This window comes from Rhizobium sp. 25PS6 (genome assembly GCF_032464655.1).
GTDB classification, from domain to species: domain Bacteria; phylum Pseudomonadota; class Alphaproteobacteria; order Rhizobiales; family Rhizobiaceae; genus Rhizobium; species Rhizobium laguerreae.
The window spans coordinates 136,775-155,608 of record NZ_JAWDIV010000009.1 but is presented as its reverse complement, the minus strand read 5'-3'; the positions used below and the strand labels follow the sequence as shown (position 1 = coordinate 155,608).

Genomic DNA, 18,834 nt, shown 5'->3' with positions numbered 1-18,834 from the left:
GCAAGCCTGGTCCGGGGCGATGAATGAAGCTGCCTTGCTTGTGCTTCATTTTCTGACGAACTTGGACTACACGTTCACATCCATCGGCTTGACGCGGGGGGAAGAAGAAACTTTATGACGACCAGACAGTCCAGCTTCTCGTATGAAGAACTCATCGCTTGCGCACATGGCGAGCTGTTCGGCCCAGGCAATGCGCAGCTGCCCTTGCCGCCCATGCTGATGGTTCACCGCATCACGGACATTTCCGAAACGGGCGGCACCTTCGATAAGGGCTACCTCAGGGCGGAATACGACGTACGCCCGGACGACTGGTATTTTCCCTGCCATTTCGAAGGCAATCCGATCATGCCGGGCTGCCTCGGTCTCGACGGCATGTGGCAGCTGACCGGTTTCTTTCTGGGTTGGCTCGGCGAAGAAGGCCGCGGCATGGCGCTTTCGACCGGCGAAGTAAAATTCAAGGGCATGGTCCGGCCGCAGACGAAGCTGATCGAATATGGCATCGACTTCAAGCGTGTCATGCGCGGCCGTCTGGTCCTCGGCACCGCCGACGGCTGGCTAAAGGCGGACGGCGAGACCATATATCAGGCGGCCGACCTTCGCGTCGGTCTATCGAAAGACAAGACGGCCTGAAACCGCATTTCGAGCGGCTGACGAAAACAACAAAGGTTTGATCAGATGAGACGGGTAGTTGTCACAGGTCTGGGTGTCGTGTCCTCGATCGGAAACGACGCGGCCGAAGTCACCGAATCCTTGCGGCAGGCAAAGTCGGGTATCTCCTTTTCGAGCGATTTCGCCGAACATGGATTCAAGTGCCAGGTCTGGGGCAGTCCCAAGCTCGGTTCGGCGGAACTTGCCGAACTGGTCGACCGCCGCGCCATGCGTTTCCTGTCGCAGGGCGGCGCCTGGAACCATGTCGCCATGAAGCAGGCGATTGCCGATTCCGGTCTCGAGGACAAGGATATCGGCAACAACGAGCGCACCGGTATCATCATGGGCTCCGGCGGCCCGTCCACCCGCACCTTGATCGAAGCTGCCGAGATCACCGTGAAGAACAACAGCCCGAAGCGCATCGGCCCCTTTGCCGTGCCGAAGGCGATGTCCTCGACTGCATCGGCCACGCTCGCCACCTGGTTCAAGATCCACGGCGTCAATTATTCGATCTCGTCGGCCTGCTCGACGTCGGCGCATTGCATCGGCAACGCCGCCGAGATGATCCAGTGGGGCAAGCAGGACGTGATGTTCGCCGGCGGCCACGAGGATCTCGACTGGACGATGTCCAACCTCTTCGACGCCATGGGCGCCATGTCCTCCAAATATAACGACACGCCGGACAGCGCCTCGCGCGCCTATGACGTCAACCGCGATGGTTTCGTCATTGCCGGCGGCGCCGGCGTGCTAGTGCTCGAGGAGCTGGAACGCGCCAAGGCCCGCGGTGCCAAGATCTATGCCGAAATCGTCGGCTACGGCGCAACCTCTGATGGATACGACATGGTCGCCCCGTCGGGCGAAGGCGCTATCCGCTGCATGCGCCAGGCGCTCGCCACCGTCAAAGGCGATGTCGACTACGTCAACACCCACGGCACCTCGACGCCGGTCGGCGACAGCAAGGAAATCGGCGCCATCCGCGAAGTATTCGGCTCGAAGATCCCGCATATCCAGTCGACCAAGTCGCTGACCGGCCATTCGCTTGGCGCTGCCGGCGTGCAGGAATCGATCTATTCCCTGCTGATGATGCAGCAAGGCTTCATCGGCGAAAGCGCCCATATCACCGAGCTCGATCCCGAATTCGAAGGTGTCCCGATCGTGCGCAAGCGTATCGACGACGCGAAAATCGACATTGCCCTCTCCAATTCCTTCGGCTTCGGCGGCACCAACGCTACGCTCGTCTTCCAGCGCTATAACGGATAATAATAATATGACGGGAATCATGCAGGGTAAGCGCGGGCTCGTCATGGGCGTCGCCAACAACCACTCGATCGCCTGGGGAATATCAAAAGCTCTCGCCGCACAGGGTGCGGAACTCGCCTTCACCTATCAGGGCGATGCGCTCGGCAAGCGCGTCAGGCCGCTTGCCGCCGAGGTCAGCTCGGATTTCGTCCTGCCCTGCGACGTCGAGGACCTCGCCTCGGTCGATGCCGTGGTCGACGCGATAAGCGAGCGCTGGGGCAAGCTCGATTTCATCGTCCATGCCATCGGTTTTTCCGACAAGAACGAGTTGAAGGGTCTCTACGCCGATACGACGCGTGAGAATTTCAGCCGCACCATGGTCATTTCCTGTTTCTCCTTCACCGAGATCGCCAAGCGCTGCGCTCCGTTGATGGAAGATGGTGGTGCGATGCTGACGCTGACCTATAATGGCTCGACGCGCGTCATCCCGAATTACAACGTCATGGGCGTTGCCAAGGCAGCGCTCGAGGCTTCGGTGCGCTATCTCGCCGCCGATTACGGCCCGCGCGGCATCCGCGTCAATGCCATTTCCGCCGGTCCGATCCGCACGCTTGCCGGCGCCGGCATCTCCGATGCGCGCGCGATCCTCTCCTGGAACCAGCGCAATTCGCCGCTGCGCAAGACCGTGACCATCGATCAGGTCGGCAGCTCGGCTCTCTACCTGCTCTCCGACCTTTCCTCCGGCGTCACCGGCGAAATCCACTTCGTCGACGCCGGCTTCAACGTCACGTCCATGCCGACGCTGGAAACGCTGCGCAAAGCGGACATCGAGTAAACGCTACCCGTTTTGAAACTCAAAGGCCGTGCGCAGATGATGCGCACGGCCTTTTTGTTGTTCGATGATGGGATCAGCGTCGAAGCCGCGTAGGCTTATTTCTTCGCCCACAGCACCTTGAACCGGGCGTTGCGGCAGGTTTCGCCGCTTTCCCTGAAATTCGCCGCCAGAACCGGCTCGTAAGGCAGGCCGCGATTGGCGACGAGCATCAGGCGACCGCCGCCGCGAAGGGCGGATGCGGCAGTCTTGATAATTGCCTGGCCGAGCGCCGGCTCGGCCGCGTGCCCCTCATGGAAGGGCGGGTTCATGATGACGAGATCGTATTTATCTTTGACCGGCTCACCCGCCAGATCGTGCCAGAAGAAGCGCACAGGCGCGTTCGGGCAGTTCTTAGCCAGATTATCCCTGGCAGCCTCCAGAGCCGCGTGATCGGCCTCGTAGAGGTCGAGGCGCGTCAGTCCACGCGACTTCCGCGCCATCTCGACGGAGAGATAGCCCCATCCGGCACCGAAATCCGCAACGTCGCCGGTGAAATCCTCAGGCAGGCGCGAGGCGAGCAGCTCTGATCCGGCATCGATGCGGTCATGCGAGAACATGCCGGCGGTTGCATTGAAACGGCCGTCGACGCGCACCGGCGCCTTTGCCAGCTTGGAAATAATCTCGTCTGCATCCGCCGGCCGGCCAAACCAGAAGGCGACGCCGTGATATTTCGGCATATGGTCGACGGCGAGATTGAAACCTTCCATCCGCTTGCGCAGCGGCTGGATGCCGTCTTCCTTGGCGCCGGCAACGACGATCAGGCCGCCGAGCCGCGTACGGGCGATAGCAGCGGCAAGATTGGCCTCGTTCTCACCCTTGTGCTTGGTGCAGAGCACCAGAGCCGCATCGTAGTCCTCGCCGTCTATCTCGGGCTTCGCTTCGATCCGCTGGGCCAGCAACTGCCGATAGAGCGGCCGAAAGCCCTGGACGGCGCTGAGCGAGGCGGCAAAGCCTTCCGGCAGCGCAAAGCCTGCCTCGGCGCCGAGGAAGAGCACGCGCTCGCCCTCGCCGGGCGCCGCGACTGTGCCGCTGGCAAAGGGATGGAACAGGGTCTTCAGCGTCTCGCTGCTCATGGTCTCGTCTCGTCTTCTCATACGAAAAAGGGCGCGGAAGCATTCCCGCGCCCGGTAGCAAATTTGGAAGGCGGCTTATTCGGCCGCTTCTTCCTTCTTCTTCTCGTTCGGGATTTCCTGGCCGGTGGCCTGGTCGACGACCTTCATCGACAGGCGAACCTTGCCGCGTTCGTCGAAGCCGAGCAGCTTGACCCAGACCTTGTCGCCTTCCTTGACGACGTCCTGCGTCTTGGCAACACGCTCGGAAGCGAGCTGCGAGATGTGGACGAGGCCGTCACGGGCGCCGAAGAAGTTGACGAAGGCGCCGAAGTCGGCGGTCTTGACGACCGTGCCTTCGTAGACCTGGCCGATCTCAGGCTCGGCGACGATCGAGTGGATCCACTTGCGGGCCGCTTCGATCTCCTTGCCGGAGGACGAAGCGATCTTGACGGTGCCGTCATCCTCGATGTTGATCTTCGCGCCGGTCTTTTCGACGATTTCGCGAATGACCTTGCCGCCGGAGCCGATGACTTCACGGATCTTGTCGACCGGGATGTTCATGACTTCGATGCGCGGAGCGAATTCGCCGAGCTGGCCGCGGCTTTCGGTGATCGCCTTGGACATTTCACCGAGAATGTGGACGCGACCGCCTTGGGCCTGGCCAAGGGCGACCTTCATGATCTCTTCGGTGATACCAGTGATCTTGATGTCCATCTGCAGCGAGGTGATGCCGTCGGCGGTACCGGCGACCTTGAAGTCCATATCGCCGAGGTGGTCTTCGTCGCCGAGAATGTCGGAAAGGACAGCGAAGCGATCGCCTTCCAGGATCAGACCCATGGCGATACCGGCCACCGGCTTTGCCAGCGGAACGCCGGCGTCCATCAGAGCGAGCGAGGTACCGCAGACGGTCGCCATCGAGGACGAGCCATTCGACTCGGTGATCTCGGAGACGACGCGTAGCGTGTAGGGGAACTGCTCAGGCGTCGGCAGCATCGGACGGATCGCGCGCCATGCGAGCTTGCCGTGGCCGATTTCGCGGCGGCCCGGGGAGCCCATGCGGCCGGTCTCGCCAACCGAGTAGGGAGGGAAGTTGTAATGGAGCAGGAAGCGCTCCTTGTACATGCCCGTCAGGCTGTCGACATACTGCTCGTCTTCGCCGGTGCCGAGGGTGGCAACCACGATCGCCTGGGTTTCGCCGCGGGTGAAGAGCGCCGAACCGTGGGTGCGCGGCAGAAGACCGACTTCCGAAACGATCGGACGGACGGTTTCGAGGTTGCGGCCGTCGATGCGGCTCTTGGTGTCGAGGATATTCCAGCGGACGATCTTCGCCTGCAGATGCTTGAAGATCGCGCCGACTTCTTCGGCCGTGTACCGGGCTTCGCCTTCCTCGGGGAGGAAGTGCGCCTTCACCTTCGCCTTGACGGCGTCGACGGCGGCGTAGCGGTCGGCCTTCTGGGTGATCTTGTAGGCTTCGCGAAGTTCACCTTCGGCAAGGCCGAGCATTTCGGTTTCGAGAGCGGAGTAGTCTGCCGGCTGGAAGTCGCGCGGCTCCTTGGCGGCCACTTCGGCGAGCTTGATGATCGCATCGAGGACCGGCTGGAAGCCCCTGTGGCCGAACATGACGGCGCCGAGCATGACGTCTTCGTTAAGTTCCTTGGCTTCGGATTCCACCATCAGCACGGCGTCGTAGGTGCCGGCGACGACGAGGTCGAGGCTCGATTCGTCCATCTCGTCGAGATGCGGGTTGAGAACGTATTCGCCGTTGATGTAGCCGACGCGTGCACCGCCGACCGGGCCCATGAAGGGAACGCCGGACAGCGTCAGCGCTGCCGAGGTAGCGACCATCGACAAGATGTCCGGGTCGTTTTCGAGGTCATGCTGGATAACGGTAACGACAACCTGCGTGTCGTTCTTGTAGCCCTCAGGGAAAAGCGGGCGGATCGGGCGGTCGATCAGGCGGGAAACCAGCGTTTCCTTTTCGCTCGGACGGCCTTCGCGCTTGAAATAGCCGCCGGGAATCTTGCCGGCCGCATAGGTCTTTTCCTGGTAGTTGACGGTGAGCGGAAAGAAGTCCTGGCCGGCCTTCGGCGCCTTGGCCGAGACGACGGTGGCGAGAACGACGGTTTCGCCGTAGGTGGCGAGAACCGCGCCGTCGGCCTGACGGGCGATCTTGCCGGTTTCGAGTTTCAGCGGGCGGCCGGCCCACTCGATTTCGACCGTGTGTGTATCAAACATGTCTTGTCCTTCAATGCGGGAGCACGCGCCATCGCCGATATCAAGGCGCAGCGCACAGTCGACCGCAATCAATGTGACGTATCACGGGCAAGACAACGGGAGGCTTTTCATCCTCGGTTTCCTCAGGCTTTCCAGAGAAACCGGGCCAAAGCTCATTGACAAGCCTTGGCCGAAAGCATCCGGCAATCCTGCCCCATGACAGGTCAACGGTTGGTTTGGCAGAACCGGCCCATCCGGGTCTGCCGGTCTTTCCACCGCTAAAAGATAGGGCGCGGCTGGAACATTTCATCGGGAGCCGTATCCCGAAACACATCCAGCGGGCGCTCGGAAAGCGCCCGCCGGACAATCTTAGCGGCGGATACCCAGGCTGGTGATCAGCTTGGAATAGCGGCCTTCATCCTTCTTCTTGAGATAATCAAGAAGCGAGCGGCGGCTCGAAACCATCGTCAGCAGGCCACGGCGGGAATGGTTATCCTTCTTGTGGTCCTTGAAGTGTTCGGTCAGGTTGTTGATGCGTTCGGTCAGGATCGCGACCTGGACTTCCGGAGAACCGGTATCGCCTTCAACGGTCGCATATTCCTTGATCAGCGCAGACTTGCGCTCAGCAGTGATCGACATCGGGTGATCCTTTCTAAGAGGAGGAGATAAAGTCGCCAAAAGCCGGGATGTCGTCCAGCTTTGGCCGTGAATGCGAGCAGGCAAACCTGACGCTGGCGCTGCCTATAAACCAAATAAGCAGCAATGGAAAGAGGGGAGCTCCCGCAGCGGTTTTCAGCGGCCCGCCATGGCGTCCCGGATCATCGCATCGTAACCCGCGGGATCCTGCAGCATGGCGAAATGGCTGGCATCTTTCAGGATCACGAGCTTGGCGCCCGGAATGTCTTTCGCCATCATCTCCGTATGGTCGAGCTTTACGGCCTCATCATGGTCGCCGATGGCGAGCGTGACCGGCACCGTGATCTTTCCAAGATCCGCTGCCGTCCAGGCCGGCTGGGTCTCCCACATGTGAGAAATCTGTTTGACGAAGGCGTCGTATTCGTTCGGCGTCGGCGACAGCTTCCGGTAATAGTCGCCGGCGACGTTGATGTAGTCGTTGAAGGTCTTGTTGTTCATCACGTCGGCCTTGACGCCGTCGGTCGTGACGTTGGCGGCCTGGGCAATGACGCGCGTCAGCTTCTCCGGATTTTTCATCGCCATGTCGATGCCGATGATGCCGCCGTCCGACCATCCCACAAGCGTCACCTTGTCGATCTTCAGATAGTCGAGAAGGGCGACGTAGTCAGACGTCATCAGGTCGTAACCGAAGGGCTGCTGGCTGCGCGTCGAGCGCCCATGTCCGCGGCTGTCGGCAACGATGACCCGATGATCCCTCGCAAAATCGACGACCTGGTGACCCCAGACCTCGGCATTTCCAAGACCGCCATGAATGAACAGGATGGGGTCGCCTTCGCCATATTCGGCGTAATACATCTTGATGTCGTTCACCTCGGCCATGCCGCTCGTCTTTGCCGCCGGCATCGAAGGAAAGGCCGGAAGCTCGGCCCAGCGCTCGGCGGATCGGGCGCCGGCAACGGCGAGAAACATCGAAAAGAACGTCAGGATTCCGATAGCAGTTCGGCGCATGATCTTTCCCTCTGTCGGGCCCCCATGGCCCGACAGGGAAGATATCGCATCGCTACCGCCTGACAATCGCTGTCGTTGTCAGAAAGCCAGATAGGCTCAGGCGAAAACCCGCTTCGGGCGAAACTCACCCTGGCCGATCTCGCCGATCGCGATCAGCTTGCCGCGGGCCGTCGCATAGGCTTCGCTTTCGGCAACCGGCGCATCGCGGCCACGCACCAGGATCGGGTTGCCCATCTTCAACCGGTGCGCCTGGTCGTCATTGATGACGAGATGGGGCAGGGAGGATAGCGCTTCGCAGGTGTTGATCAGCAGCGCGTCGAGGGCCGCCAGGCGCTCGTCCATATCCTCGATCGCTTCCAATGCCACGAGATCCGCGAGCGGCACCATGGCCTCTTCTGCGAAGGGGGCGACGAAGGTGCGCCGCAGCCCGGACACATGGCCGTAGCAGCCGAGCTCGCGGCCGAAATCACGCGCCAGCGCCCTGACATAGGTGCCCTTGCCGCATTCCACTTCGAAATGCGCGCTATCGGTGTCCGGGCAGGCGAGCAAGGTCAGCCGGAAGATATCGACTTCGCGCGAGGGGATTTCGACGGTTTCGCCTTCGCGCGCCAGATCATAGGCACGTTCACCTGCGATCTTGATCGCGGAAAACTGCGGCGGCACCTGGCTGATGGTACCGATATATCCAGGCAGGATATCGCGGATCTGCTGTTCGCTCGGGCGTTTGTCCGAACTCTTGGTCACTTCGCCCTCGAGATCGTCCGTCGCGCGCTCCTCGCCCCAGCTCACCGTGAATTCATAGATCTTGCGGCCATCCATCACGTAGGGAACGGTCTTTGTCGCGTCGCCGAGCGCGATCGGCAGCATGCCGGAGGCGAGCGGATCGAGCGTGCCGGCATGACCGGCCTTCTCAGCCTTATAGAGCCACTTGATCTTGGAGACGGCTTCCGTCGAGCCGAAATCCACCGGCTTGTCGAGGATCAGCCAGCCGGAAATCGGCCGGCCTTTGGGTTTGCGTGGTTTGGACATGCGTCTCTTCTGTTTATTGTTCGTCATTATCGCCGTCGAGGTCGCGGCTCACCTCGGGCGAACGCAGCAGCTCGTCGATCTTCTTGTAGTTGTCGAAGCTGGTATCGTCGCGGAAGCGCACCTCCGGCATGTATTTCATCTGCCGAAGCTGCGGCCCGAGCCGGCCACGGATGAACCTTGCATGACGGTTCAACGCCTGGATGACAATGCTGTGGTCGGAAACGCCGAGCGGCGTCACATAGGCGGTGGCGATCTTGAGGTCCGGCGACATGCGCACTTCCGAGATCGAGATCACGGTCGCTTCGATGACGTCGTCACGCACTTCGCCGCGCTGCAGCACCTGGGTGATCGCGGCGCGAACCTGTTCGCCAATGCGCAGCATGCGCTGCGAAGGCGCGGAAGAAGTTGGTCTGGTCATTGTTATCTCTATTTGCCGATGCGGCTGGGAATCGAACCCGTCAAAGGAGAGCGTCCATGACTCTTTTGGTCGAAAAGGTCAAGTCAGCAGATGCCCGAAAGCCATCCGCCGGCTGGCGGATGGCTTTCGGAAAAGTTCAGGCGCAGCAGCTTAGAGCGTGCGCGTGATATGCTCGACGCGGAAGCACTCGATGACGTCGCCGGCGCGCATGTCCTCGTAGTTTTCGAAGGCCATGCCGCATTCCTGACCCATCGGCACTTCGGACACTTCGTCCTTGAAGCGCTTGAGCGTCTTGAGCTTGCCTTCGTGAACGACGACGTCGTTGCGGATGAGGCGGACGCCCGCACCACGTTCGACCTTGCCTTCGACGACACGGCAGCCTGCGACCTTGCCGACCTTGGTGATGTTGAACACCTCGAGGATCTCGGCATTGCCGATGAAGGTTTCGCGCCGCTCCGGAGACAAGAGGCCCGACATCGCTGCCTTCACGTCATCCACGAGGTCGTAGATGATGTTGTAGTAGCGGATTTCGATGCCTTCGCGTTCGGCGAACTGGCGTGCCTGCGTATTCGCACGAACGTTGAAGCCGATGATGGCCGCGTTCGAGGCTTCGGCGAGCGAGATATCCGACTCGGTGATGCCGCCGGCGCCCGAATGGACGATGCGGGCGCGGACTTCGTCGGTGCCGAGCTTCTCCAGTGCGCCGGCAATCGCTTCGATCGAGCCCTGCACGTCACCCTTGATGACCAGCGGGAACTCCTTGATGCCGACGCTTTGGCGCTGCATCATCATCTGTTCCAGCGAACCGCGCTGTCCCGACTGGCGGGCAGCCGCCTTGTCGCGGGCCAGACGCTGACGATATTCCGAGATTTCGCGGGCGCGGCTTTCGCTTTCGACGACGGCGAACTTGTCTCCGGCCTGCGGCGTGCCGGAAAGACCGAGAACCTCGACCGGCGTTGCCGGACCTGCTTCCTTCACATGGTCGCCCTTGTCGGTGACGAGAGCGCGCACGCGGCCCCAGACATCGCCGGCGACGATGATCTGGCCCGGACGCAGCGTACCCTTCTGGACGAGCACGGTCGCGACGGAACCACGGCCACGATCGAGCTGAGCTTCGATGACAGTGCCTTCGGCGGTCCGGTTCGCATTCGCCTTGAGATCGAGAATTTCCGCTTGCAGCAGGATCGCCTCGAGCAGCTTGTCGAGGTTCTTGCCGGTCTTGGCCGAAACCTCGACGTCAAGCACTTCACCGCCCATAGATTCCACGAAGACTTCGTGCTGCAGCAGCTGGTTGCGGACCTTCTGCGGATCAGCCTCGTGCTTGTCGACCTTGTTGATCGCCACGATGATCGGAACACCAGCCGCCTTGGCGTGGTTGATCGATTCGATCGTCTGCGGCATCACGCTGTCGTCGGCTGCGACGACCAGGATCGCGATATCGGTCGCCTGCGCACCGCGGGCACGCATTGCCGTGAAGGCGGCGTGGCCGGGCGTATCGATGAAGGTGATCTTCTGACCGTTCTGCTCCACCTGATAGGCGCCGATATGCTGGGTGATGCCACCGGCTTCGCCGGAGACCACGTTGGCATGGCGGATGGCGTCGAGCAGCGAGGTCTTGCCGTGGTCGACATGGCCCATGATGGTAACGACGGGCGGGCGGGAAACCAGTTCGCCATCGTCGTCGGACACGTTGAAGATCCCGAGTTCGACGTCGGATTCCGACACGCGCCTGACCGTATGGCCGAATTCGCCTGCGATGATTTCCGCGAGGTCGGCGTCGATGACGTCGCCCGGCTTCATCATCTGACCTTCCTTCATCAGGTACTTGATGACGTCGACGGCGCGTTCGGACATGCGCTGCGACAGTTCCTGAATGGTGATGGTCTCGGGCAGAACCACTTCGCGGGAGATCTTCTCGCGGGTTTCCTGCATCTGACCGCGGCGGAACTTCTCCTGCCGGCGACGCATCGCCGAGAGAGAACGGCCGCGGGCATTGTCCTCGCCGTCGACGTTGGCAGTGGTGATCGTCAACTTGCCGCGACGGCGCTCTTCATCCGTCTTCGGACGAGTCGTGACCGGCTTTGCGGGTTCCGGGCGAACGACGCGGCCACGGACGGGACCGCCGCGCGCTGCGCCACGATCGTCTTCTTCCTTTTCGTCACGGCGGCCGCGAACGGCGCCGGGGACGGCAGCGCCGGGTGCCGGACGGGCAGCAGGTGCTCCAGCCGCATCGGGACGGCGTGCGGCCGGTGCCGGCGATGCAGGCTGCTGCGGCCGTGCCGCATCGGTGCGTGCTTCGGCCGGAGCCGGTTCTGCGGCTGCGGATTCAGCAACAGCGGGTGCCTCAGCCTGCCGGATAGCCTCTTCAGCGGCCCTGCGGGCAGCGTCTTCCGCTTCGGCTGCCTTGCGGACAACCTCTTCGGCGGCACGGCGCTTTTCTTCCTCGGCGCGGCGGATCGCATCCTGGGCGTCACGCGCCTGGGAGTCGGCAAGCGCGCGGCGGCGGGCATCCATCTCTTCCGGCGACAGATGGTTCAGCACCACCGGGCGCGGACGATCGTTCTGGCGCGGCGGCTGGTGAGACTGCTGCGGCGGACGCTGGTTCGTCTGGTTGTTGTTGCCCTGCTGGACCCGCGGAGCCGGCGTCGGCTGTTGCGGACGCGCCTGCACGGGTGCGGGCGCCGGTTCGGCTGCGCGCACGGGGGCCGCCGGAGCGACGGGCGTGATCGGCTTTTCGTCTTCCGGGCGCATCGGACGCCGCTTACGGGTCTCGACGACGACCGCCTTGGTGCGACCTCGACCCATATCCTGGCGAACGGTGCCCTGGCTCATCCCCGATGGTTTCAGGGTGAGTGTCTTTTTGCCCGCTACGCTGATTGTCTTGTCGTCGTTACTATCAGTCATTCGTTCCCGTTCCTTCGGACAGGGAGCGATGACTAGATCAGACCCTGTCGTTCAATACTGTCGATCAATGAGTATGGGACCGGCCGATGCCGGTGACCGCCTCATTGTTTTTGCCGGCCAGCGCCGCCCGCTGCCCGGGACTGACCGCCATTACGGTACTGTTCGAGCATCTTTGCGCGCTTCACTACACCTTCACCCGCCTGCCCTGCAAGCACTGCGGCATGGATAAAAGCATTCTGGCCCATCAGGCCTTCCATTTCGCTCTCCGAGAAGAGACGGAAGGAAGGTATCTCCTCCTCGGTCTCCATTCCGAGGTGCCAGGCCTTGCGGGCCTGGTCGATTTTCCGGACGCCGTCGTCCGCTGCACCGGTCGCGTGGAACACCGCAAGGGCTGCTCCGCTTCTGACCGCGGCATCCACTTTCGAGGACCCGCTGACGAACTGGCCGGCTTTCCGCGCCATGTTCATCATCTGCATCAATTGCGCAGCGAGCAGCCGATCGACACTCGCTCCGAGATCGTCCGCCGCCTTTACATCCGTCTTCAGCGCTCGGGCGAAGAGCTTCTTCGCCACCGCCCTGTCGACCAGCGACCGGTCGATCTTCACCCAGCATCCGCGTCCCGGAAGCTCGCGCTTCAGATCGGCGACAACTGTTCCATCGGGAGCGGCGACGAAGCGGATCAGCTCTTCCGGCAATCCGCTTTCGCGCGTCACGATGCACATGCGTCCGTTCACGTCATAACCTGCAAGATCGTCGTCCTCGAGAGGAGCGTCCGGTTCATGCGCGGTCATCATGCTTCTTGTTCGGCTTCGGTGACCTCTTCTTCGGTCCCCTTTGCCAGGTCCTCTTGCGTGATCCAGCCAGCCGAAAGGCGGGCCTGGACGATCATTTGTTCTGCTTCGACACGCGAGACGTCGAACTTCGAGAACAGGCCCTCGAACTTCTTCGTTTCGCCGTTCTTGCGCTCCGACCAGCCGACGAGATCGTCGGCAGCGCAGCCGGCAAAATCCTCGATCGTCTTGATGCCGTCTTCGCCGAGCGCCACCATCATCTGGGCGGTCATGCCGTTGATCTCCCGCAGTTCGTCCTGGACACCGAGCGCCTTGCGCTTCTCGTCCATCTCGGCTTCGAGACGCTCGAGGAATTCGCGGGCGCGCTGCTGGATTTCCTGCGCCGTCTCCTCGTCGAAACCGTCGATCGAAGAGATTTCGTCGAGATCGACATAAGCCAGTTCTTCAACCGCGGCAAAACCTTCCGAAGCCAGAACCTGGCCGACCATCTCGTCGACATCGAGCGAATCCATGAACAGGTTGGTGCGCTCGTTGAATTCCTTCTGGCGGCGTTCCGATTCCTCGGCCTCCGTCATGATGTCGATATCCCAGCCGGTCAGCTGCGAAGCGAGGCGGACGTTCTGGCCGCGGCGGCCGATCGCAAGCGACAGCTGCTCGTCGGGAACAACGACTTCGATACGCTCGGCATCCTCGTCGAGAACGACTTTGGCGACTTCGGCCGGCTGCAGGGCATTGACGACGAAGGTCGCCGGATCTTGGCTCCACGGAATGATGTCGATCTTTTCGCCCTGAAGCTCGCCGACGACGGCCTGGACGCGTGAGCCGCGCATGCCGACGCAGGCGCCGACCGGATCGATCGAACTGTCGTTCGAGATCACCGCGATCTTGGCGCGCGAACCCGGATCGCGGGCGACCGACTTCACCTGGATGATGCCGTCGTAGATCTCCGGCACTTCCATGGTAAACAGCTTCACCATGAATTGCGGATGCGTGCGCGACAGGAAGATCTGCGGGCCGCGCTGCTCACGACGGACGTCATAGACATAGGCACGGACGCGATCGCCGTAGCGGACATTTTCGCGCGGGATCATTTCGTCGCGGCGGATGATGCCTTCGCCACGGCCGAGATCGACGATGACGTTGCCGTATTCGACGCGCTTGACGGTACCGTTGACGATTTCGCCGACGCGATCCTTGAATTCGTCGAACTGGCGGTCGCGCTCGGCTTCACGCACCTTCTGCACGATCACCTGCTTGGCCGACTGTGCGGCGATGCGGCCGAAATCCATCGGCGGCAGCGGATCGGCGATGAAATCGCCGAGAGCGGCGTCCGGGTTGCGGTCGCGGGCCAACTCCAGCGGGATCTGCGTCGAATAATCCTCGGCCTTTTCGACGACTTCGAGCAGGCGCTGCAGGCGGATTTCGCCGGTCTTCGGATTGATGTCGGCCCGGATGTTGGACTCGGTGCCGTAACGGGAGCGTGCCGCCTTCTGGATGGCGTCGGCCATTGCGGCCAGCACGATCTCGCGGTCGATGACCTTTTCGCGCGCCACTGCATCTGCGATCTGCAGAAGTTCGAGCCGGTTCGCACTGACTGCCATTGTCTTGTTTCTCCGTCTTTACCCTAGGGTTCCCGTCCCTGGAGCGGTCTGTTGATCGGTTATTCTTCGTCGTCCGCTTCGTTCTGGTTGGCGGCCTGGGCTTTCGCCAGCTTGTCGGCGCGCAACGCGTCGCGGATCAGGTCGTCGGTCAGAATGAGCTTCGCATCGCTAAGCGCCGTGAAGGGAATAGTGACCTTCTGCTCTTCCCCATAGGCGACCTGGTCACGCTCGAGCGTGAAACCATCTGTGCCTGCCTCGACGATCTTGCCGCGGAAGCGCTTGCGATTGTCGATCAAGATTGACGTCTCGCATTTCACAAGGTGGCCCTGCCAGCGGACGAAATCGGATTTCCGTACCATCGGACGGTCGATGCCGGGCGAAGACACTTCCAGATGATACTCTTTATCGACCGGATCTTCCACATCGAGGACGGGAGAAATCGCCATCGAGACTTCTTCGCAATCCTGAACCGTCATCGTGCCGTCGTTGCGTTCGGCCATGACCTGCATCGTCGCACCGTTCTGGTTCATCATGCGGACGCGGATAAGGCGGAAGCCCAGATCGACGAGAACGGGTTCGATGATATCGGCAAGACGCTGGTCGAGCCCGGTTTCGGTAATCAGCCGCGGCTCACGTTCATTGTCTGCGTTTGTCAGATCCGACAAGCGGTGCGCTCCTCGCAATTTCATGCTTTTTCGGCGATCGCGCTAATAAAAAAGAGCGGGTCCTTGCGGCCCACTCTTCATCAAGCGATCAAGAATTTGAGAGGCATATAGTCGGGTTTTTCCGAAATTGCAAGGTCTGCGACCGATTCGGCCAATTCGCTTCCGGCGACGTGATGAGGCCTATGGCCGGCGCCTGTCTTGCGCATATATTGCCGCTGGCGCGCAATAACAAAAGCGGGAGAAATCGTGGCCTACACTTCGTCGACATTGGCGCCTTTGCGGCACGATACCTACCGCACCATCTGGTTCGCGAGCCTTTCCTCGAATTTCGGCGGCCTGATCCAGGCAGTCGGTGCGGCCTGGATGATGACGACGATCACCGCCTCGGAGGACATGGTGGCGCTGGTGCAGACCTCGACGGCGCTGCCGATCATGCTGTTTTCGCTGATATCGGGTGCGCTGGCCGACAATTATGACCGCCGCCGGGTCATGCTGACGGCGCAGTGCATGATGCTCACCGTCTCGGCGCTGCTGACGGCCTCAGCCCTGCTCGGCTGGATCACGCCTTGGCTGCTGCTCTTCTTCACCTTCCTGATCGGTTGCGGCACCGCGCTCAACAATCCCTCCTGGCAGGCCTCGGTCGGCGATATGGTGCCGCGTGCCGATCTGCCGGCAGCGGTCACGCTGAACAGCATGGGTTTCAACATCACCCGCAGCGTCGGCCCGGCGATCGGCGGCGTCATCGTGGCGGCTGCCGGCGCGGCCGCGGCCTTCGCGGTGAACACGCTGAGTTACCTCGCCCTGATCTACGCCCTGCTGCGCTGGCGGCCAGCCGCGCCTGTCTCGACCCTGCCGCGAGAGGCACTCGGCAGCGCCATCTTTGCCGGCCTGCGTTATGTCTCGATGTCGCCCAATCTCGAAAAGGTCCTCGTCAGGGGGCTGCTCTTCGGCATCGGCGCCAGTTCGATCCTGGCGCTGCTGCCGGTCGTCGCCCTCGATCTCGTCGCCGGCGGCCCGCTGACCTATGGTTTCATGCTCGGCGCCTTCGGCATCGGCGCGATTGGCGGTGCGGTGCTGAATGCGAGGCTTCGCCAGGTGCTTTCCAGCGAGATGATCATCCGGCTGTCCTTTGCCGGCTTCGCATTGAGCGCGGTTATTGCAGCCGTGAGCCCGAGCGCCGTCTTGACCTCCGCCGGGCTGCTCGTTTCCGGCGCCTGCTGGGTCTCCGCACTTTCGCTGTTCAACACCATCGTCCAGCTTTCGACGCCGCGCTGGGTGGTCGGCCGGGCGCTGTCGCTTTATCAGACCGTCACCTTCGGCGGCATTGCCGGCGGCAGCTGGCTGTGGGGCATTGCCGCCGATCGCTACGGCGTCGCCGATGCGCTGCTGATGTCATCCGTCGTCATGCTGCTCGGCATCGCGATCGGTCTGCGTTTTTCGATGCCGGCCTTCGCCTCGCTGAACCTCGATCCGCTGAACCGCTTCACAGCGCCGGCGCTCAGCCTCGACATCACGCCGCGCAGCGGCCCGATCGTCATCCAGGTCGACTATGAGATTGCCGACGACGACCTTGCGGAATTCATGGCGCTGATGGGCGAGCGCCGCCGCATCCGCATCCGCGACGGCGCCCGCAATTGGGCGCTGATGCGCGATCTTGAAAATCCGGGGCTGTGGACGGAGAGCTATCATACGCCGACATGGGTCGAATATATAAGACACAACCAGCGGCGTACGCAGGCCGATGCCGAAAATATCGACAGGCTGCGCGCGCTCCATCGCGGCGAAGGTCCGCCTCATGTTCACCGCATGATCGAGCGCCAGGCCATTGCGCCAGGTGACGATGTCTTCCACAAAGCGCCGATCGACCTGCATCATTGAGAACAGTCAATGCATAATTTCAGGCTCGCCCGCCTATCCGATCTTGCCGCCATCGTCCGGCTTCTTGGCGATGACGATCTCGGCGGCGCCAGAGAAATCGTCTCCGATCCCGTCGATGCACGTTATCTCTCGGCCTTCGCCGCGATCGAGGCGGATGCCAACCATTTGTTGGCTGTCGCGACCGATGCGGCCGACCAGGTCGTGGGCAGTATGCAACTGAGCTTTCTTCCCGGCCTCTCGAGGACGGGCATGTGGCGCGGCCAGATCGAAAGCGTGCGTGTGGCAAGGGATCTTCGCGGCTCGGGCCTCGGCGCGCAATTCATCGAATGGGCAATTGCTCAGTGCGCCGAGCGCGGCTGCGGCTTGGTGCAGCTGACATCGGACAAGGCGCGACAGGATGCGATCCGCTTCTACGAGAGGCTCGGTTTCGTTGCCAGCCATGAAGGGCTGAAACGCACTCTCTAGAGCAATTCCAGGAAAAGTGCGAAGCGGTTTTCCGTCCGGAATTGCGTCAAAACAAAAGGTTAGAGCGGTTCGGCGTTTCCATGAAAAGCTGAACCGCTCAAAAGCCGATTACTTCAGCTTGCCCTTCATCGTCGCCTCGGGAAAGCATGTCGGCTTCATGCCGTTCTTTGCCTGCCACTGGCCGATCGAGCGCCGGGTCTTGTAGCCCGGCAGACCGTCGGAACCGCCGACATCATAGCCCTGCCGTTCCAGCGCCTTCTGCATGGCGGCGACGTCCGAGCGCAACATCTTGCCGACATCGCCCCACCGGCCCTGGAAGGCGCCGCCATTATAGGCGATCCGGTCGGCAAGATTGCCGATATAAAGCGCGTAGAGATCGGAATTATTGTATTCCTTGATGATGTAAAAATTCGGCGTGACGATGAATTCCGGTCCGTCGCGGCCGGCCGGAACCAGCATCATGCCCTCAGCCTTCATTTCGCCGGAGGGAAAGCCCTTGCCGGAGATGCGGTCGATGCCGAGCGAGGCCCAGTGCGACAGCGGCTTTGCCAGATCGGGTCCCTCCTGCGCGCAGGAGACCGCCTCCGGTATCGACACCTCGAAGCCCCAGTCGCGGTTGCGCTGCCAGCCTTTCTTGACCAGGTAATTGGCGATCGAGGCGAGCGTATCGGGCACCGAGGTCCAGATATTGCGATGCCCGTCGCCATCGAAATCCACGGCATATTTCAGATAGCTCGTCGGCATGAATTGCGGCTGGCCGAGTGCGCCCGCCCACGAACCCTTGAAGTTGGCAGGTGTGACGTCGCCGCCGTCGAGAATATGGAGTGCGGCCACCAGCTCGGTGCGGAACATCTCCTTGCGCGTCGACATGAAGGCCTTGGTCGCCAGCACCTCGATCGCCGAATTCGGGATCTTCGCCGCACCGAAGCCCGTCTCCCGGCCCCAGATGGCAAACACGATCGAGCCCGGCACGCCATAGGTTTTTTCGATCCGCTTCAGCGTCGAGCCATATTGGGCGGCAAAGCCGCGTCCCGTTGCGGCAAGCTTCTTCAGCTGGTCTTCGTTGAAATAGGGAGCGGGCGAGGAAAATTCGGCCTGCGTCTGCTTCTGCTCCTTCGGCGGCGGGAAACCCGGCGGAGCGAGATCGGGCAGGTTCCAGTTCAGCGTGATGCCGGAGAAAGCGGCTTGAAAGACCCTCTCCGAAATGCCGTTCGCCTTCGCCTCCGGCCAGAGGTCGCTCTGCACCCATTTTTCGAACTGCACCTCGACATCGGTTTTTGAAGGGGCCGCGTAACAGGAGAGGGGCAGGAGAGCTGCCGTTAAAGCGAGTGCGAATATCCGCAGCCGCCGTGGAACACCCCCCTCTGCCCTGCCGGGCATCTCCCCCACAGGTGGGGAGATTGGCTGGGCGC

Annotated in this window: 16 protein-coding genes; 5 read left to right on the top strand and 11 right to left on the bottom strand. The window is 61.9% G+C overall.

The window, feature by feature from the left end; translation table 11 throughout:
- Positions 1 to 114: 114 nt before the first annotated feature.
- From fabA to fabI, 3 genes are read left to right on the top strand one after another with little or no spacing between them, the layout of a single operon-like run.
- The gene (gene fabA, locus RWK44_RS14975) at positions 115 to 630 is read left to right on the top strand and encodes a 3-hydroxyacyl-[acyl-carrier-protein] dehydratase FabA (RefSeq protein ID WP_017962726.1); all 516 of its coding nucleotides are present in this window, start codon (positions 115 to 117) and stop codon (positions 628 to 630) included.
- Between the two features lie 45 nt (positions 631 to 675).
- The gene (gene fabB / locus RWK44_RS14970; RefSeq protein WP_077977140.1) at positions 676 to 1,908 is read left to right on the top strand and encodes a beta-ketoacyl-ACP synthase I; all 1,233 of its coding nucleotides are present in this window, start codon (positions 676 to 678) and stop codon (positions 1,906 to 1,908) included.
- 7 nt (positions 1,909 to 1,915) lie between these two features.
- Positions 1,916 to 2,722, top strand: coding sequence for an enoyl-ACP reductase FabI (gene fabI, locus RWK44_RS14965; RefSeq protein WP_316029012.1), 807 nt, complete (start codon positions 1,916 to 1,918; stop codon positions 2,720 to 2,722).
- 95 nt (positions 2,723 to 2,817) lie between these two features.
- Here the strand turns inward: fabI and RWK44_RS14960 are convergent, their stop codons facing one another.
- The 10 genes from RWK44_RS14960 to rimP form a co-directional block, all read right to left on the bottom strand.
- Positions 2,818 to 3,834, bottom strand: coding sequence for a class I SAM-dependent methyltransferase (locus tag RWK44_RS14960; RefSeq protein WP_131665385.1), 1,017 nt, complete (start codon positions 3,832 to 3,834; stop codon positions 2,818 to 2,820).
- Positions 3,835 to 3,909: 75 nt separating this feature from the next.
- Positions 3,910 to 6,048 (bottom strand): polyribonucleotide nucleotidyltransferase, encoded by a 2,139-nt coding sequence (pnp, locus tag RWK44_RS14955; protein WP_026265531.1) that lies wholly within the window; start codon positions 6,046 to 6,048, stop codon positions 3,910 to 3,912.
- Positions 6,049 to 6,396: 348 nt separating this feature from the next.
- A complete protein-coding gene (rpsO, locus tag RWK44_RS14950; protein ID WP_003544317.1) occupies positions 6,397 to 6,666 on the bottom strand; it encodes a 30S ribosomal protein S15 in 270 nt (89 codons plus the stop codon).
- Between the two features lie 153 nt (positions 6,667 to 6,819).
- The gene (locus tag RWK44_RS14945; RefSeq protein ID WP_131665384.1) at positions 6,820 to 7,671 is read right to left on the bottom strand and encodes an alpha/beta fold hydrolase; all 852 of its coding nucleotides are present in this window, start codon (positions 7,669 to 7,671) and stop codon (positions 6,820 to 6,822) included.
- A 96-nt stretch (positions 7,672 to 7,767) separates the two neighbouring features.
- Positions 7,768 to 8,700 carry a tRNA pseudouridine(55) synthase TruB gene (gene truB, locus RWK44_RS14940; protein WP_131665383.1) on the bottom strand — a complete coding sequence of 311 codons (933 nt, stop codon included), beginning with the start codon at positions 8,698 to 8,700 and terminating at the stop codon, positions 7,768 to 7,770.
- 13 nt (positions 8,701 to 8,713) lie between these two features.
- A complete protein-coding gene (rbfA, locus tag RWK44_RS14935) occupies positions 8,714 to 9,118 on the bottom strand; it encodes a 30S ribosome-binding factor RbfA (protein WP_020052333.1) in 405 nt (134 codons plus the stop codon).
- Positions 9,119 to 9,268: 150 nt separating this feature from the next.
- Positions 9,269 to 12,022 carry a translation initiation factor IF-2 gene (infB, locus tag RWK44_RS14930; protein ID WP_168283228.1) on the bottom strand — a complete coding sequence of 918 codons (2,754 nt, stop codon included), beginning with the start codon at positions 12,020 to 12,022 and terminating at the stop codon, positions 9,269 to 9,271.
- A 101-nt stretch (positions 12,023 to 12,123) separates the two neighbouring features.
- Positions 12,124 to 12,816 carry an RNA-binding protein gene (locus RWK44_RS14925; protein ID WP_316029011.1) on the bottom strand — a complete coding sequence of 231 codons (693 nt, stop codon included), beginning with the start codon at positions 12,814 to 12,816 and terminating at the stop codon, positions 12,124 to 12,126.
- A complete protein-coding gene (gene nusA, locus RWK44_RS14920; protein WP_003555785.1) occupies positions 12,813 to 14,414 on the bottom strand; it encodes a transcription termination factor NusA in 1,602 nt (533 codons plus the stop codon). The genes RWK44_RS14925 and nusA overlap by 4 nt, the downstream gene beginning before the upstream one ends.
- Positions 14,415 to 14,473: 59 nt before the next feature.
- Entirely contained in the window at positions 14,474 to 15,079 is a 606-nt protein-coding gene (gene rimP / locus RWK44_RS14915) for a ribosome maturation factor RimP (protein WP_020052336.1), read from the bottom strand.
- A 198-nt stretch (positions 15,080 to 15,277) separates the two neighbouring features.
- Here rimP and RWK44_RS14910 point away from each other — a divergent pair, with 198 nt between their 5' ends.
- Both RWK44_RS14910 and RWK44_RS14905 read left to right on the top strand, forming a co-directional pair.
- Positions 15,278 to 16,957 (top strand): MFS transporter, encoded by a 1,680-nt coding sequence (locus RWK44_RS14910; RefSeq protein ID WP_221996454.1) that lies wholly within the window; start codon positions 15,278 to 15,280, stop codon positions 16,955 to 16,957.
- A 9-nt stretch (positions 16,958 to 16,966) separates the two neighbouring features.
- Positions 16,967 to 17,422 (top strand): GNAT family N-acetyltransferase, encoded by a 456-nt coding sequence (locus RWK44_RS14905; RefSeq protein WP_131665380.1) that lies wholly within the window; start codon positions 16,967 to 16,969, stop codon positions 17,420 to 17,422.
- 108 nt (positions 17,423 to 17,530) lie between these two features.
- On the opposite strand, the gene RWK44_RS14900 is transcribed toward RWK44_RS14905, so the two are convergent.
- A complete protein-coding gene (locus RWK44_RS14900) occupies positions 17,531 to 18,802 on the bottom strand; it encodes a lytic murein transglycosylase (protein WP_316029010.1) in 1,272 nt (423 codons plus the stop codon).
- Between the last annotated feature and the right edge of the window lie 32 nt (positions 18,803 to 18,834).

Coding starts and splice junctions, on each gene's coding strand:
- fabA (WP_017962726.1), top strand. CDS start 115: ATGACGACCAGACAGTCCAGCTTCTCGTATGAAGAACTCATCGCTTGC.
- fabB (WP_077977140.1), top strand. CDS start 676: ATGAGACGGGTAGTTGTCACAGGTCTGGGTGTCGTGTCCTCGATCGGA.
- fabI (WP_316029012.1), top strand. CDS start 1,916: ATGACGGGAATCATGCAGGGTAAGCGCGGGCTCGTCATGGGCGTCGCC.
- RWK44_RS14960 (WP_131665385.1), bottom strand. CDS start 3,834: ATGAGCAGCGAGACGCTGAAGACCCTGTTCCATCCCTTTGCCAGCGGC.
- pnp (WP_026265531.1), bottom strand. CDS start 6,048: ATGTTTGATACACACACGGTCGAAATCGAGTGGGCCGGCCGCCCGCTG.
- rpsO (WP_003544317.1), bottom strand. CDS start 6,666: ATGTCGATCACTGCTGAGCGCAAGTCTGCGCTGATCAAGGAATATGCG.
- RWK44_RS14945 (WP_131665384.1), bottom strand. CDS start 7,671: ATGCGCCGAACTGCTATCGGAATCCTGACGTTCTTTTCGATGTTTCTC.
- truB (WP_131665383.1), bottom strand. CDS start 8,700: ATGTCCAAACCACGCAAACCCAAAGGCCGGCCGATTTCCGGCTGGCTG.
- rbfA (WP_020052333.1), bottom strand. CDS start 9,118: ATGACCAGACCAACTTCTTCCGCGCCTTCGCAGCGCATGCTGCGCATT.
- infB (WP_168283228.1), bottom strand. CDS start 12,022: ATGACTGATAGTAACGACGACAAGACAATCAGCGTAGCGGGCAAAAAG.
- RWK44_RS14925 (WP_316029011.1), bottom strand. CDS start 12,816: ATGATGACCGCGCATGAACCGGACGCTCCTCTCGAGGACGACGATCTT.
- nusA (WP_003555785.1), bottom strand. CDS start 14,414: ATGGCAGTCAGTGCGAACCGGCTCGAACTTCTGCAGATCGCAGATGCA.
- RWK44_RS14905 (WP_131665380.1), top strand. CDS start 16,967: ATGCATAATTTCAGGCTCGCCCGCCTATCCGATCTTGCCGCCATCGTC.
- RWK44_RS14900 (WP_316029010.1), bottom strand. CDS start 18,802: ATGCCCGGCAGGGCAGAGGGGGGTGTTCCACGGCGGCTGCGGATATTC.